Annotated in this window: 14 protein-coding genes; 6 read left to right on the top strand and 8 right to left on the bottom strand. The window is 43.3% G+C overall.

What is annotated here, in order from left to right:
* Positions 1-604: 604 nt before the first annotated feature.
* The 4 genes from V7K67_RS12490 to V7K67_RS12475 all read right to left on the bottom strand — a co-directional run bounded on the left by V7K67_RS12490 (position 605) and on the right by V7K67_RS12475 (position 2,856).
* Entirely contained in the window at positions 605-1,516 is a 912-nt protein-coding gene (locus V7K67_RS12490) for a metallophosphoesterase family protein (protein WP_334731440.1), read from the bottom strand.
* 14 nt (positions 1,517-1,530) lie between these two features.
* Positions 1,531-1,938, bottom strand: a complete 408-nt coding sequence (locus V7K67_RS12485; protein ID WP_334731439.1) for a cupredoxin domain-containing protein — start codon at positions 1,936-1,938, stop codon at positions 1,531-1,533.
* Positions 1,938-2,219: a peptidase gene (locus V7K67_RS12480; protein ID WP_334715503.1), complete on the bottom strand. Its 282-nt coding sequence runs from the start codon at positions 2,217-2,219 to the stop codon at positions 1,938-1,940. Before V7K67_RS12480 ends, V7K67_RS12485 begins: the two co-directional genes overlap by 1 nt.
* 280 nt (positions 2,220-2,499) lie before the next feature.
* Positions 2,500-2,856 carry a hypothetical protein gene (locus V7K67_RS12475; protein ID WP_334731438.1) on the bottom strand — a complete coding sequence of 119 codons (357 nt, stop codon included), beginning with the start codon at positions 2,854-2,856 and terminating at the stop codon, positions 2,500-2,502.
* Between the two features lie 513 nt (positions 2,857-3,369).
* Between V7K67_RS12475 and V7K67_RS12470 the strand changes: the two genes are divergently transcribed.
* Positions 3,370-4,044: a sigma-70 family RNA polymerase sigma factor gene (locus tag V7K67_RS12470; protein WP_334731437.1), complete on the top strand. Its 675-nt coding sequence runs from the start codon at positions 3,370-3,372 to the stop codon at positions 4,042-4,044.
* Between the two features lie 4 nt (positions 4,045-4,048).
* Positions 4,049-4,783, top strand: a complete 735-nt coding sequence (locus V7K67_RS12465) for an anti-sigma factor (RefSeq protein ID WP_334705853.1) — start codon at positions 4,049-4,051, stop codon at positions 4,781-4,783.
* A gap of 17 nt (positions 4,784-4,800) precedes the next feature.
* On the opposite strand, the gene V7K67_RS12460 is transcribed toward V7K67_RS12465, so the two are convergent.
* Positions 4,801-5,169 (bottom strand): hypothetical protein, encoded by a 369-nt coding sequence (locus V7K67_RS12460; protein ID WP_334705852.1) that lies wholly within the window; start codon positions 5,167-5,169, stop codon positions 4,801-4,803.
* A gap of 370 nt (positions 5,170-5,539) precedes the next feature.
* Between V7K67_RS12460 and V7K67_RS12455 the strand changes: the two genes are divergently transcribed.
* The 3 genes from V7K67_RS12455 to V7K67_RS12445 all read left to right on the top strand — a co-directional run bounded on the left by V7K67_RS12455 (position 5,540) and on the right by V7K67_RS12445 (position 10,884).
* Positions 5,540-5,770 carry a transcriptional regulator gene (locus tag V7K67_RS12455; RefSeq protein WP_334731434.1) on the top strand — a complete coding sequence of 77 codons (231 nt, stop codon included), beginning with the start codon at positions 5,540-5,542 and terminating at the stop codon, positions 5,768-5,770.
* Positions 5,771-6,067: 297 nt separating this feature from the next.
* On the top strand, positions 6,068-10,450 hold the full coding sequence (locus tag V7K67_RS12450) for an ATP-binding protein (RefSeq protein WP_335166754.1): 4,383 nt from the start codon (positions 6,068-6,070) through the stop codon (positions 10,448-10,450).
* Between the two features lie 101 nt (positions 10,451-10,551).
* Positions 10,552-10,884 carry a hypothetical protein gene (locus V7K67_RS12445; RefSeq protein WP_334731432.1) on the top strand — a complete coding sequence of 111 codons (333 nt, stop codon included), beginning with the start codon at positions 10,552-10,554 and terminating at the stop codon, positions 10,882-10,884.
* A gap of 99 nt (positions 10,885-10,983) precedes the next feature.
* On the opposite strand, the gene V7K67_RS12440 is transcribed toward V7K67_RS12445, so the two are convergent.
* A complete protein-coding gene (locus V7K67_RS12440; RefSeq protein ID WP_335166752.1) occupies positions 10,984-12,381 on the bottom strand; it encodes an amidase in 1,398 nt (465 codons plus the stop codon).
* Between the two features lie 208 nt (positions 12,382-12,589).
* On the opposite strand from V7K67_RS12440, the gene V7K67_RS12435 reads away from it, so the two are divergent.
* Complete coding sequence (locus V7K67_RS12435; RefSeq protein WP_335166750.1) at positions 12,590-14,095, top strand: hypothetical protein; 1,506 nt, start codon at positions 12,590-12,592, stop codon at positions 14,093-14,095.
* An 84-nt stretch (positions 14,096-14,179) separates the two neighbouring features.
* Here the strand turns inward: V7K67_RS12435 and map are convergent, their stop codons facing one another.
* Complete coding sequence (map, locus tag V7K67_RS12430; protein WP_334705846.1) at positions 14,180-15,007, bottom strand: type I methionyl aminopeptidase; 828 nt, start codon at positions 15,005-15,007, stop codon at positions 14,180-14,182.
* A 286-nt stretch (positions 15,008-15,293) separates the two neighbouring features.
* Positions 15,294-15,719: a cupredoxin domain-containing protein gene (locus tag V7K67_RS12425; protein ID WP_334731468.1), complete on the bottom strand. Its 426-nt coding sequence runs from the start codon at positions 15,717-15,719 to the stop codon at positions 15,294-15,296.
* Positions 15,720-16,173 lie beyond the last annotated feature (454 nt).

Raw genomic sequence — 16,173 nt, 5'->3', positions numbered from 1 at the left:
GCTGATGAGGCTGATTTTCTTCATGCCCTCTAATCTACCATCTCTCTGTACTTATTTTTCCTGGTAGCCTAATTTCCACCGTGAACGGTTACCATACCCTACTTCTTCAAGAAGTCGGGTATCTCGTCACTGATGAATGATTTAGGATTGCTATATATACCCCTCTTCTTTAAAAGGGAACAGGGAACGGGCAACAGGGAACAGGGAAATCCCCATAATTAAAATTAGGGGATTTGTACAAGGACGTATTTTTTCTTGCGCTACGCGTCCCCTTAAAAAATGTTTTTATTTCTTTCATAAATAAATTTAGGGGCTTGTACCCTAAATCTTCGGGGCTAATTCTTGCACTGTTCCCTGTTCCCTCTTCCCTGTTCCCGCCCCGAAGGGGCTTGGTCACTCTCCGGGAGGGCGATCGCTAGAAGGCTGATGAGGCAATCAATACAAGCTATACTATTAGAAAAAAATGGGTCTTGTATTTGTTATTAGAAAAGAATCGCGCGACGCCGAATAGCCCGTCGTAGACATCGCTTGCTATACAAAAGCTCTAGAATCCAGAAATGGCAAATGTTTTCGGAGAGTGACAGAAGAGGGGTAAAGTATATTTCTACGAGAGAGTATGTTGGTCAACTCTAGTAGCTTTAAGAGAAATTATTTCAACTGTGCGGAATCCGAGTACCGCTAAGAGATTATTTTCGGGCAGTTTGACGGGAGCAGGTTGATCGCCGTGACCTGGAGCGGGAAGGGGATAGGCAGTCGCCGCAGCGGTGTGGAAGCGAATATTGCCTTCGCTGTGTTCAATCACTTGATGGATATGCCCCGTTAACACTGTAACCGATGCAAAACGAGATAGCAGTGAGAGCAACTTTGCCGAATCGGCAGTTGCCCATCCCCATTTGGGATAAAGGTCATATAGGGGAATATGGCTGAAAACAACTAGAGGTGTATCCTTTTTCTGCCCTGCCAAATCTTTTGCTAGCAAATCCAATTGCGCCTGACCCAGTTTGCCCGTCCCGGTTGCCCCAAAGTCCAGCACATTGGTCAAGGAGACAAAGTGTATTCCCGCTTGATCCCAAACTTGTAAGCCTTCTTTGACATCCTTTCGGTTAAAAGCTTCCTCGTAGGCTTTGCCGCGATCGCCAATTGTATCGTGTTCCCCTGGTAGAGTAAACAGTGGGACTTTCAATTGAGAAAGCAGTTGTTTGGCCTGATCAAATTCTTCTGGTTTAGACAAATGGGAGATGTCTCCGGTGTGAATGACAAAGGCGGGTGGAGTGGGTAAAGCATTGATTGCATTGATCGTTTTCTGGAGCGTATCGGTTACATGTTCATTTGCAGGTTTTTTGAAACCGATGTGTGTATCGCTAATTTGAACGAAGGAAAACGGTAAAGCCGTGGATGATTTTTGAGCATTTGGTTCTCCTACCTGACAGGCAGTCAATAAGCCATTTGTGCCAACAGTCCACACAATGCCGAGTCCTGTCCAGCCTACGTGTTCAATAAATTTTCTGCGTTGCATTGGTATTCCTCTGGTTAATTTTTCTCTTGTGTTACCGTCAACATCCCTTTCATAAAGGGATGAACTGAGCAAATATAGGGATAGATACCCGGTTTAGTAGCGGTGTAGTTCCAGGTTTGATTGGTATCTAGTGCTTTAGAGTTGAAAGTACCATCTGTCGCCGTAGCCGTGTGGGGTTCTTCATCGACATTGAGAAATTGAACAGTTTTACCAACAGCAAGCGCCAAATTCGCTGGCTCAAATTTGAAATTACGAATTTTGACTGTAGCATCGGCAGCTTGGTGGCTAGTTTGGGGTTGCTCTTTCATCACCATTGGTTGGCTAGTTGTTGCCTTATGGTTCGGACTACAGGATGACAACGACAACAGGATGACCAAGAAGGCACTGGCGATCGCTATGAAAAAATAAGAAATGTATTTCATCAGCGTCCTCCCATTCGCTTTGGTTGATGACGAAACAGTCCTGTCAGCGAGAGTCCGGTAGCCACTAAGCCAATCAGACCTAGCCCATTCAAAACTGGCACAATGGCATCGAGTTTGAAGATTTGGAAAGTGTGAACAGTGATTAAAAATGCAGCAAGCTCTTCTTGATGCAACCATTTGTCGGCGATGGCAACGAAGCAGCCAGTCACAGCAGTAAAGAGTAACGGCAAACAAAAGAGTGTGGCAATTAGCCGATGGTACTTGCGAAGTGTGTTTTTCATCGTTTGAGTATTCTTGTAAGGATGTTACTAGTACAAGAAGGCAAAAGTAAAAAGAAAGAATGCTTATTTTGTAAGCTTTCTGGCTATTTTAAATGGTTGGTTTATTTACGCCGTGTTGTACTAGAAGGCATCAACATTTGATCGGTAGAGGTAAAGCATTGGGTAATCAAGTGCTGGAAAGGACGCTAAAATGAATGCCCGAATGCTTTCCCATACATAGGATTTGAATCGCGGCGTTGTTTCACACCTGAGTCATGAGTGATTCAGCAACGCCAGTTTTTTAGTCTTCTGTAAATCCTTTCAGTTGCTCTTCAAGGTTATGGCGATAGCCTTGATCGTTTAGCGTTTGCTCAGGTAATCGATTCGTTTTGACAGCAGCTTGAATAATATCTTGAGCCGTAATTGATCCAGATGCGATCGCTGACATCAATGCACCATTGCTGGGAATGCCTTGGTCTTTTAAGTAGCCTTGATAGGCAAGAGTTGCCAGATTAAAAGGTCTGATCTGGTTTGCCCTATGTTGATTTGCTGCATAGAGATTGAGGCTGGTTAGTGCGGTTTGGGACTGCGCCGCAGCAGGTAAAATGGCAGCGCACAGAAGCAGTGTTGTTAACATCGTAGAAATAGAGCGTCGCATAGAATTACCTCTGGGATCGGTTATTTGACTACAGCAGTTTTACTGACCTTCAATGCTTGGATGCAGCACAAACTTTCAGGCAAATTGGTTGAATCCAAACTGCCAAAGGTGCAAAATCATGACAAGCTAAAGAAGAATTTTGCGGGTTGACGATATAAATTTCGTTGGGACATTGCAGTGCAATGCCCAGTTTTAAAAGCTGTAGGAGTGGGCAGGTAAGCAATTAGCGTGATTTCAGAAATTTAGTTGCAACTTATGCCTGAAAAGAATGCTAATTGGGTTACTTACTTGTCTCTACCTTTAAGACGATTGGGAATCAATTTTGGATTTAAATTCTTCAAATGCCCTCGCTGGCTGATGTTCACAGTTCGTTTGGTTTGGGGTGCGAGCTAATCTTAAGAAATCAAAACAAAATAACCCACTTCTACAAAATTTTGAGGCTACGCTCATCCAATTAGCTTCACCAATCGTTTTAAAGATGAAAGTAAGTTTGCTCTATACTCAAAAGAAGTTGTGAAATCAGGATTGGCACTCACGTTGCAAGATGCATTAGGCATTTTTGCTCCTAAATTAGCCTCGGTCTATTCACCTGAATCTATGGATCTAAGTTCTCCTGATCGCCGTTCATCAGAACCGTCATCCAAGAGTGATGCCGCACTCTTGGATGACTTGAAGGCACATCTTCCAGCGGCCTTAGGGTGTCTCTATGATCGCTATGGCAGCGTGGTGTATGGAGTGGCGCTGAAAGTGTTGCAAAGCCAGCCGGAAGCAGAAGACCTGACTCAGGAAATTTTTCTATCGCTATGGCAGCGCCCGGTTGACTCTGCTAAACACGGTCATTTGATGCGCTACCTGATTGTCATGACTCGATCGCGGGCGATTGACAAACGGAGATCGCACAGTCGCACCCTTAATTTGGTGCAACGTTGGGGACAGAACGTCACTGCTGCACCCCCCGCCCATACTCCGGTTGAGCAGGCTGTTTTCAATGAGCGATCGCAGCAAGTGCGGCAGGCATTGACCCAGCTTAACGATCGGCAACGGCAGGTGATCGAACTGGCGTATGATGCCGGACTAAGCCAATCAGAAATTGCCCAACAACTGCATAAACCCCTGGGAAGCGTCAAAAGCTGGACTCGCCAGGGACTCCTGAAACTGAAGCAACTTTTACGGGACTCAATTGACTAAGGTTATGACTGAACCTCTCACCCCTCAAGCAATCGAAACCTTAGCAGCAGGCTATGTAGTGGGCGACCTCGATCGCACTGAAGTCGCAGCTTTCGAGCAACTGCTGATCGAAAATCCGGCATTGGTGGTACAAGTGAATCAGTTGCGAGAGGTCTTAGACCAGGTGGCTCGTGACTTAAACAGCGTTGAACCCCCTCCCCATCTCCGGTCTGTCATCCTGGCAACAGCTACTACCACTCAACTGACCTCCCGACACAAACAGCCTCGGCTCTTCTGGTATACCGTCATGGGTAGTGTCGCGGCACTCCTGATTCTGTGTTTAGGAGTAGATAACTATCGCTTGCGACAAGATTTGGGCATGGCTCAAAACATCAATACCTTACTGCAACAGTCCCAGACGCAACTTTTCTCTCTCAAGGCTGTGAATGCGTCAAATACTGCTGCGGGTAGCTTTGTTGTGAATCTAGGACAACGGCAGGGAATTCTAGTCGTGCAAAATCTGGTGGCTCCACCCACAGGTAAGGTCTATCGACTTTGGGCGATCGCTGATGGCGAAAAAATTCCCTGTGGCACTGTGAAAATTAATCCCCAGGGAAAGGTGTTAGATAAATTCTGGATGCCTGCCGACTTTTATGACACAGGTATCTCTGGATTATTCGTGACGTTGGAATCCTCTGAAACTAGCCGTTATCCAACCGGAGCTATTGTGATGCAGACTAACTCATCGACCAAGATTTAATTCCATCTGGCAAAATTTTAGAATACCGACTCTTTAACTTTTTGTGACTTCTCAAGCTTGTTGGGATTTACCCAACGATTGACAAATTCATTGTTATGTTTATATACCTTAATTTGCACTTGCTTGGAACTTAACTTGACTATTTCGGCGGGAATTCTTTGAACATCGGTAGAATCTGCGCGAGGCTTGTAAAGCCAAATAACTTTTTGCCCAACTTCAAAGTAGTTAGGATTACTAGGCAAAGAAGGCTTACTTTCTGCCCAAGTGGGAAAAGCAACTACTAAGTTGATCAAAAGTACTAAGACCACTAGACTGATTTGGAAAAGTTTCATGATCATTGCACTTGTCTTAGGTTTGGTGGGGTAATCAATCTGCTGCTCTAGCATTTAAATATTATCCTGTTGATTATTTTTATTAATCGCAAACCAAGCTTGTATTTGTTCAAAGCTCAAATCTTGAGTTCAAATCTCTACTGATTTTAGGATAAAGCTACTTTATAAATAAAATCAAATATTCTTTTTTCTTGGAACGATAAATTAATTTTATGATAAAAGTTGTGATGTTCTGACTTAATCACAATCTCTATCTCAGGAATAATAGACGTAAAAGAACACTCTGTCGTAAAAAATGATTACATCTAGTACAACACGGCGTAAATAAACCACCCATTTAAAATAGCCAGAAAGCTTACAAAATAAGCATTCTTTCTTTTTACTTTTGCCTTCTTGTACTAGTGCTTTATAAACTTTGATCTATATGCCTCAGAGTATAAATTTACTTGCGGCGAAGCAACTTAATATTGGCAAACTAGTTCATGTCCGACGGCAAGAGTTCAATCTGTCTAAAGAAAGTTTTGTTACTGAGTTTGGTGTCATCTTTGCAACAATTAATCGTTGTAAAAATGGATATGTAACACCTTCTCTTTTAGCAATACTGCGAATTAGGAGCCTACTCAATGAGTCAGGTGAACATGGTCAAATTATTTAGCCAACATACTTGTGAGAATAGTTTTGTGAGTTCTGAATGATAATCCCCCTTGGTAACTGCGAATATTGATGATATAAAGGTGACAATAAAAATAGCCAAAACAGCAACTTGCCCCAAAAAGACTATTTCAATGCTTTGAAAAGTCACAACAGAGTTAGTATTTCACGCTGTATATACCCTTAAATATCCTCTAAAATGACTGTTTAGAAGCGTAAACGTCTGATTTCTAGAGGATTTTCCCAAAAGACGATCGCAAATGTAGCTTGTAACCAACGCATGACCAATCGAGAGGAATTAATGAAGAACGAGTCAACGTCAGCCAGAAACGCCGACGTAAATTTCCTTCTCGGCGGGGGTGAAATGGGTGCTAGGATGCGAGAACTGGATTGGTCAAAAACTTCCCTTGGCCCAACACAGCAGTGGCCGCAGAGTTTGAAGACTGCCGTGCGGATTATGCTGACTTCCCGTCAACCTATGTTTGTTTGGTGGGGCGAGGAACTGATTAATCTTTACAATGACGCCTACAAGGCTATTATTGGCGGCAAACATCCAGAAGCACTTGGGCAACCGGCTGCCTATGTGTGGCGGGAAATATGGGATCAGATCGGGCCTAGAGCCGAATCAGCGATGCTGAAGAACGAGGGCACTTACGACGAAGCGCTGCTGCTAATTATGGAGCGTAACGGCTACCCAGAGGAAACCTATTATACTTTTTCATATAGCCCAGTTCCGAATGACCAGGGCGATACAGGTGGGATTATCTGCGCTAACACAGACGACACGCAGCGAATTATCGGTGAGCGTCAGTTGGCACTTTTGCGCGAACTAGCGGCGAGGACAGTAGACGCGCGGACATTCGATGAAGCCTGTACGCTGAGTGCGAGTTGTTTGGAAAGCAACTCTTACGATCTCCCTTTTGCAATGATTTATCTGGTTGATCCAGATAAGCAGGAAGTTTTTTTAGCTGGAACGTGCTGCATCGATCAAAATCATCTAGCAGTTCCAGAAACAGTGGCTCTTGATGCTGATGGGGTTTGGCCCTTTGCAGAAGTGATCAAAACCCATCGGGCAAAACTGATTTCCAATTTGGAAGTGTCTTTTAGTAGTCTACCTTGTGGTGTTTGGCAGCGATCGCCCCATCAAGCGATCGCAGTACCCATTGCCCCATCCGGTCAAACGGGAAAAGCTGGTATACTAATTGCTGGTTTGAACCCCTTTAGGCTATTTGACGATAATTATCAAGGATTCATCGATTTAGTTGCGGCTCAAATTGCAGCCAGCATTGCTAACGCCCAAGCTTACGAAGAAGAACGCAAACGCGCTGAAGCCTTGGCAGAAATTGATCGCGCGAAAACCGTCTTTTTTAGTAACGTCAGCCACGAATTCCGTACCCCACTTACCCTGATGCTGGGGCCATTAGAAGAAACCTTAATTAATTGTGCCACTCTGCTTCCAGCCAAAGAACGAGAGCAGTTAGAAATGGTACAACGTAACGGACTCCGGCTACTGAAACTGGTCAACAGCTTGTTAGACTTCTCGCGCATAGAAGCCGGACGGGTTCAAGCCTCTTATGAACCCACCAATCTTGCCACCTTCACCGCAGAATTAGCTAGTGTATTTCGTTCAGCAGTAGAACGAGCAGGAATGCAATTATTAGTCAATTGTCCTTCCCTGCCAGCACAAGTATATATAGATCGGGAGATGTGGGAAAAGATTGTTCTTAACCTGCTCTCGAATGCCTTTAAGTTCACAATGACTGGAGAAATTGCCGTCAGTTTACAGTGGTCAAATGACCACATTGAGTTTGCAGTCAAAGACACAGGAATCGGCATCCCAGAAGAAGAAATCCCCCACCTTTTTGAACGATTCCACCGCGTTAAAGGGGCGCAAGGACGCACTTTTGAAGGATCGGGAATTGGATTATCACTGGTGCAAGAATTGGTGCAAATGCATGGTGGAAGAGTTAATGTTACCAGTGTTCTAGGCGCAGGTAGTTGCTTTACTGTGTCAATTCCCACAGGATATGCTCATTTGCCTCCAGACCGAATTAGTGCCCCAAGAACCTTGCCTTCAACCGCATTAGGTGCAACCCCATATTTAGAAGAAGCCATGCGTTGGCTACCGGAAGAGGGGACTGGGGAATGGGGACTAGGGACTGGGGAAAGGAAACTGGGAAAATGGGAAACTGGGCAAGAGTTTTCCCAATCCCCATTACCCCTTATCCCCAGAGGGGGCCCCACCTTCCCCAATCCCCATTACCCCTTATCCCCAGAGGGGGCCCCACCTTCCCCAATCCCCATTACCCCTTATCCCTTATCCCCAGAGGGGGCCCCACCTTCCCTAATCCCCCGAATTCTCCTCGCTGATGACAACGCAGATATGCGCGATTATGTCAAACGGCTATTAAGTCAGCAGTATGAGGTGGAATCAGTGTCGGACGGTTTAGCGGCTTTGGATTCTGTTCGTAGGTGTGTCCCAGACTTGATACTGACAGACGTGATGATGCCTGGATTAGATGGCTTTGGACTGCTGCAAGAATTAAGAGCCGATCCGCAGACGCAAAAAGTTCCAATCATCCTGTTGTCGGCACGGGCGGGGGAAGAGGCACGGGTAGAAGGGTTAGAAGCGGGAGCCGATGATTATCTGATTAAACCCTTCTCTGCCCGTGAATTGTTGGCGCGGGTAGAGGCAGCCCTAAAAATGGCTCGTCTCCGCCAGGAAGCAATGGAACGCGAACAAGGATTGCGAATTGAAGCTGAGGTGGCGAAAGCACACCTAGAGACTGTCCTAGCTGGCATCCAAGACCAGTTTTATGTATTGGATCGAGAGTGGCGTTATAGCTTTGTCAATGACCAGGTAGCAGCAGTTGTTGGTATCCAAAAGGAAGATTTGCTAGGTAGGATCTTTTGGGAAGTTTTTCCAGATGTGGTCAACAGCGAGTTTTATACTCAGATTCATCGAGCGAACGCACAACAAACTGTTGTTCAGTTTGAATACTTTTATCCTACTTGGCAGCGCTGGTTTGAGAATCGCGTCTACCCCTTTGCAGAAGGAGTAAGCATTTTTACTACAGAGATTAGCGATCGCAAACAGGCAGAGAAAGCCCTTCGGGAAAGCGAAGAAAAATTCCGCAACATGGCGGACAATGCCCCCTTCATGGTTTGGGTGACAGACAGCGATAGCCGTTGCACCTATCTCAGTCAAAGTTGGTACGACTTTACAGATCAAAACGAGGAAATTAGTCTGGGATTTGGCTGGTTAAATGCTGTACATCCAGATGACTACAATGACGCTAGAAATGTTTTTCTGGAAGCTAGTAGCAGTTATTCGGCTTTCCGTATGGAGTATCGCTTGCGACGCAAAGACGGCGAATATCGCTCCTGCATTGATGCCGCTAACCCGTGGTTTGGGGTGGACGGTGAGTTTAAAGGTTATATTGGCTCAGTAATTGATATTACAGAACGCAAAGTCGCAGAAGCCGAACGCGATCGCCTCCTGGAACTTGAGCAAGCTGCCAGAACTGAAGCCGAAAGAGCCAACCGGATTAAAGATGAGTTTCTAGCAGTGCTTTCCCATGAATTGCGATCGCCTCTCAATCCGATTCTTGGCTGGGCGAGACTTTTGCAGACTCGTGAGTTTGACGCCACAGCCAGGAAGAAAGCGATCGCAACCATTGAGCGGAATGCTAAATTACAAGCTCAACTAATTGAAGATTTGCTCGATGTTTCTCGGATCTTACAAGGCAAACTCAACCTAAAGATGTTTCCTGTCAATCTAGTGCTTGTGATTGAAGGGGGATTGGAAACAGTGCGTTTGGCAGCGGAAGCTAAAAATATTCAAATTCAGACAATGTTAGATACTTCTTTCGGACAAGTTTTGGGTGATTCTAGTCGTTTACAACAAGTTATCTGGAATCTCTTATCGAATGCCGTTAAATTCACTCCTGAAGGAGGAAAAATTGATATTCAACTGGAGCGCGTTGACACTCAAGCTCAGATTACCGTCAGCGACACAGGTAAAGGAATTAGCCCTGACTTTCTCCCTTATGTGTTTGAATATTTTCGTCAGGCTGATGGCACGACAACCCGAAAGTTTGGTGGCTTGGGGTTAGGGTTAGCAATTGTTCGTCATTTAATAGAATTACATGGTGGCACGATTTCAGCCGAAAGTTTAGGTGAAGGGCAAGGAGCTATTTTCCGGGTCAGGCTACCATTAATTAAGAAAGATTTACCCCCAAAACAAGACATAAATATTGCGGCATTAAATGCTTCTGCGACTGAAATCCTTGCAGGCATCCAAATCTTAGTTGTGGATGATGACAATGATACCCGTGACTTCCACACATTTGTGCTAGAGCAGGCTGGAGCAAGGGTAATTGCTGTGACATCAGCAAAAGAAGCATTGCAAGTCTTGGTAGAGTCAGAACCAGATTTTCTGCTCAGTGATATTGGGATGCCAGAGACAGATGGCTATATGTTGATGCGCCAAGTTAAGGTATTGCAGGCAAAACAAGCCAGACAAATTCCCGCGATCGCCTTAACTGCTTATGCCGGAGAAATTAACCAGCAACAAGCACTCGAATCAGGGTTTCAAAAGCATCTATCCAAACCCATCGAACCAGAGGAGTTAGTCAAGGCAATTGCAACTCTAATTGGCAGAAGTGGGAATATATTCATCTGAAGGCTGTTTTAAACTATGCGTTAAAAATTTATCATGCTATTTGATGCGTATCAAATTCATCAAGACTAACCCAAGCTGGCGCGTAGTATGGGGAACAGTTGATGCAAATTATGAGGATATCGCTCAATACAGTTCAGTTAAGCTTCTCTTCCTTCTCTTCCTTTGCGTCCTTTGCGGTAGCCTGCGGCAAGCCGCTCCGCGTCTACGTTAAAAAAAGGATTTTAGCCTTAACTGAACCGTATTGGGATATCGCTTGGCGAGATGAAAAAATTTCTGTAATTCTACCACGTACAAATTCTGAATTTTCGACGGAGAAATTAGCAATCAGTTCTGGAGGACGATTTGTTGTTGTTGCTAACCAAGTGCAATTGCGCTTTCAAGGAAATTATCTGCAACTGGTTGCCAATCTTTGGGAACGATGGGGCTTTGTTTAGCTGAGTTATTCACTAAACCTCACCCCAAGGTAGTAACTGTATAGCAATTTGAGGGGGCTTTTTTGTCCCCTTACAAGAAGGCGATCGCCCCATATTGCCCTATATTACCAAGGCTGGACGATGATGAATCCAAGGGTTAGCGGCTTCTAGTTGTGCTGCTAGGCTAATGATTGTGGCTTCAGCGGCAGGTTTACCAATTAGCTGTACACTCATGGGTAAACCATTACTGTCAAAGCCTACAGGAATTGCGATCGCAGGTTGTCCAGTTGCATTTGCAGGCGGACAAGGGGCAACCCACTCAATAATATTTTGGAATGTCTCTTCTGGACTCAACGAAGCCCATTCCCCAATGCGGATCGGTGAATGTAGATAAACTGGCAATACCAGCACATCCACGGTATCGAAAAACGCCACAATCTGCCGTGCCACTACCTGCATTTGAGAAACTGCTTGGAGGTACTGGGCAACGGAACCTGTGCGTGCAAATAGCCAGCGATTCAATGGTTGCAAGGCTTCAACCGGAAGTCCCGCCGCCGCTACCCCAGCTTGCCAGACAATTTGAAATGGTTCAACTAAAGCACTGAAATCTGGGGATTTCTGTTCAACGTGGTGTCCGAGTTGTTCTAATAACTGGACGGTTTGGCGGACACCTTGCTGACAGTTAGCGTCAGCTTCTCCCAACGGAGAAATGCTAGTGTCAAAGGCAATTCGCAAAGCACCAGGTTTTGTCTGAGTGGCGGCGAGAAATGATGGTTCGGGATCGGGCAACCAGTAAGGATCGCCTGTGACATAGCCAGAGATGGCATCCAAAAGGGCAGCAGCATCAGCCACAGTTCGGGCGATGGGGCCGTTGACGGCAATTCCAGCCAGACGTTCGCCTACGGGTGCTTTACTCACCCTACCTCTGGATGGTTTGAGTCCCACCAAACCACAACAAGCCGCAGGCCCCCGAATCGAACCACCGCCATCAGAACCTTGAGCGATTGCACACAATGCCGCTGCTACCGCCGCCGCCGCGCCACCACTGGAACCGCCAGGGGTGTATTCTAAATTCCACGGATTCCTGGCTGGAGGAAAACCCGCAGGTTCACTGTAAGGGAATGAACCTAATTCGGAAGTAGCTGTTTTACCGAGAATAGTAAATCCAGCTTGCTTAATCCGTGTTACGACACCATCATCATAGTTAGGGATATTATTCAGTAATGCCGGATTTCCGTAAGTACAAGTAACACCTGCTACAGAATTGAGGTCTTTAATAGAAATCGGCACGCCAAAAAATGGCGATAATTCTGAGGTAGTTGTCAATAATTCTGTTTTGGCTTTGGCATCTGCGATCGCTAATTCTGCCGTTACCGTAAAATAACTTCCTAATTGAGGATTTAACTGCCCAATCCGTTCTAAATATATTTCTACCAACTCTAGTGGTGATACTTCTCGGCGACGAATTAATTGCGCCAACTCTAGTGCTGGGGTAAATGCTAAATCAACTTCATTCATAGGTTAGTGAATGGGTAATTTTGTCTTTCTCTGGGATTTTTAAACTGAAATTGTTACTTTAGCAGGATTTAGGGGAATTATACATTTTATAGCTACCTAAGATTTGCACTCAACTAGGATGCTCAGATGCAACAGGCGTGGTTATATTCTTACTCAAGCCATTTTAATTGTTTCGCATAAACTTTCGACAAATCCCTAAGGGGTATTTATGGCTAACCTAGAAATACTTGTTAGTGAATTGCCAACACTAATTCAGAGTCTAAAACTGACTATTGGCGATTCTAATGAAATCATGGAACAAATTATCATCATCAATCATGCTCAAGAAAAACTACGTAATATTAAAAAAATCATCACTCAGGAGTTGCAGTTTGATCGCCTTAAAAATTCTGCGATCGCAACACTTCCTCGATTAATTACAGTAGCTACTTTGTTTATACCTCGTCTGGGATTAGTAGATCCAGTCATAATAGAAAAATTTGGGAATTCAGAAACTAAAATTTCATTGACTGATTTACAATCAAAAATTGATAGCTGGATTGAATGGGGTTATTTTTTGCAAGCAATAGCGGCTGATATTCTCAGTGACGTTAAATTAGTAAATCAACTAAATTCTGATATTATTCATCCAAGCATACCTAGTGAATTTAAAACACTTGCTGAAAATTTAAAGATTAGCTTAGACTTGAAAAAATCTCATGTTTTACGACATCAAATTCAACAGATTGGCAATTATCAAAAACAACTATTACAGTTACAAGAAAAATTAAATTATATTTTTAATACTATTAAAAACAGTCGTAGCTTATTAAATATTTTATTAGGCGTATCAGCTTTTTATGGTAAATCTGGCTTCGCTTTAGAGTGGTTAGACGACGACCACGAATTAATTATATCGAGTGAAGAAAAATTCCAAGAATTGACAGATATTCTCAATGATTGTGATTTTTTTCAAGAACAAATTTCTACTTTAATAATTCAGGGTGACACTTTAATAGAACAGGCAGAACAAGCCCTAAAAAATATTGAACAAAAAATTAATAAAGAACCAATTATTAGCCAGAAAGTAGAAATAGCTCCAAAGTTTTCAACGCCAAAAATAGTACGTTCAGCTTTGCTCATAGCCTCAAGTTTATTAATCTTGGGTTTTTGTGGTTGGAAAATTCAAGAGCAAAGTCCACAATTACAGCAGATAAGTCTAAGTTTAACTCAAGAAGGAAGTGCGATCGCCCCAGACGCGGGTGCAGCGATCGCTAACTTTAAATCTGCTCAAAAACTAGGTATGGAGGCTGCTTCTCTGGTTCAGAAGCCACCACATCCTCTAAAAGTCTGGCAACAAGCACAAAACAAATGGCATCAGGCAATAATCTTGTTAGATAGCATTCCTAATAAGACATCAGTTTATGACCAAGCAGAGAAGAAATTGGCTTACTATCAGATTAACTATAAATCTATCAGTCAAAGAGTGTTAATTGAAAAGAAAGCTTTAGCAAACTTAGAATCAGCCCAAAAACTAGCAATAGAAGCTAATTTATTTGTCAAAAATTCACCTCATTCACAACTAAGTCAGCAGCAAGCACAAGATAAATGGCAGCAAGCAATAAATTTATTAAAAGCGATTCCAGAAAGTACATTTGTCTCTATACAGGCTAAAGAAATGCTTCCTATTTATAAAACTAACTATGCAGCTATCAGTCAAATATACCAGTACTAAATCATTCGTTAGATATTAGATCCCCGACTTCTTTAAGAAGTCGGGGATTCTGGACACCGTGAATTTTCACAAATCAGATAACAATTACACCTTAGAACGGTCAGTCAAAATCTCATAACCTGTCTCTGTCACCAAAACTGTATGCTCAAACTGAGCCGACAAAGAATTATCCATAGTGACTGCTGTCCAACGGTCAGATAATGTCCGTGTGTGTCTAGAACCTGCATTTAAAATTGGCTCAATTGCCAGCGTCATCCCCGCACGGAGTTTAACATTTGGCATCTCGCGGGTACGATAGTTAAATACTGAAGGTTCTTCATGCAGATTACGACCGACACCGTGTCCAGTGAACTCTTCGACTATACTAAAACCGTTAGCTTTCACATGGTCTTCAATTGCTCCAGCTAAGTCAAGCAGGTATACACCAGCCTTTACTTGTTCAATGCCTTTATATAAAGCTTCTTCTGCTACGCGAATTAATTTTGCAGCTTCTTGTGTCACTTCACCAACGGCAATTGAAATGCAAGAATCACCATGAAAGCCTTGGTAATAAGCGCCCGTATCTACTTTTAATACATCACCGACGCGAATCACTTTTTTGGGACTAGGAATACCGTGTACTGCTTCATTATTAATACTAGAGCAAATAGAACCGGGAAAACCGTGATATCCTTTAAAACTCGGTGTTGCACCCATTTCGCGGATGCGTTTTTCTGCATAAGTATCTAAATCAGCCGTTGTCATTCCTGGCTTTACTAGCTCGGCAATTTCTTTTAGGACAGTTGCCACAATTAATGCTGATTGCCGCATGATTTCAATTTCACGCGGCGATTTAATTTCAATTCCTCGGCGCTGTTTTTTCGCAGTTGTAGGCTGAGTTGTTTGAGAAAGTAAGTTACTGAAAATGTTCATAGGAAATTAATAATTACGGTGGCTTTGCTGCTAAAGTATCAATGCTTTCTCTAGATTACTTGAGAAATAATATCTATAATTTAAGTTATTTTAATTCCTGATAGGGATTCTTCCAGTTTAGGCGCTAACGTATATAGAATAACACATTCGCATACTCCCAATGTGTTGGAGTTGCATCAAAAGCGCCCTAAGTTATTTTTCACTGCACACTACGAAACTTAGCTCAATTATCTTTAATTGCAACATTAGACTGCTGCTAAATACTGAGTCTAATAATTTTGATTTTTTAATTCTTGATGGCAATCTCTCCAGTCATACCTGCTTCCGTATGTCCTGGTATTGTACAACGTAAGCCATAATTACCAGATTTCAGAGGCACAAATACCCATTCTGCCTCTGCACCTGGCTTGAGTTCTAGTTCGTGAATGGCTCCTTTGATTTCTACTTTGCCTGCTTGGACTTTTTGTGTCCAGATGCCATCGGCAAAATCTTTCGCAGTAAAATAGTGCTTCAATTGGCTGGGATTGGTAAGCGTTAGTTGATAGCGTTTGCCAGCCAGTAATTCTAGATGATTTGGCTCAAACTTCAGTTCGTTAGCCGAATTACCCAAGCTAATTGTAATTTCTGTAGCTGGTTGCTTGAGCAAATCGCCAGACAAATTTGCCGCCATTGCGGGAGTAGCAACGATGAAATTTAGTCCCAAAAGCACCATAAATATAATGTAGCTACGCCGTAATATTTGTAACAAAGTAGTAGCGGCAAAAGTAAGAGATGTAATTACAATTTGGGATAAATGATTGTAAATTTTCATCGGTAGTTCTCAAAAGGCAATGGTGATGAGTAGGAACAATTAGGAATAAGAATTAAATAACATACAATTTATCGTAAATTAAAGGGTTTAAGACAATACAGTTCAGATAAGACCAAAACACTTGTAGAGACGGCGATTTATCGCGTCTCGAAAACCCAAAATTTTTGCCAGTCGCCCTTAACTGAACCGTATTGGGGTTTAAGAACCTGCAATCTACATGTAGCAACCATTTCAGTCAGGGTTTAAATCCCCGTCTGAAATGTCTTTAATTTTGTTAGCGCAGCGTTAGCGAGTCAGACGCTCAAAGATTCGCTAACGCTACGCTATCGAGCGTCATTTTGAATTTTGAATTGTT

The organism is Nostoc sp. (genome assembly GCF_036917155.1).
Classification (GTDB): domain Bacteria; phylum Cyanobacteriota; class Cyanobacteriia; order Cyanobacteriales; family Nostocaceae; genus Nostoc.
The sequence above is the reverse complement of the archived record's forward strand: the minus strand, read 5'-3'. Positions and strand labels throughout refer to the sequence as shown.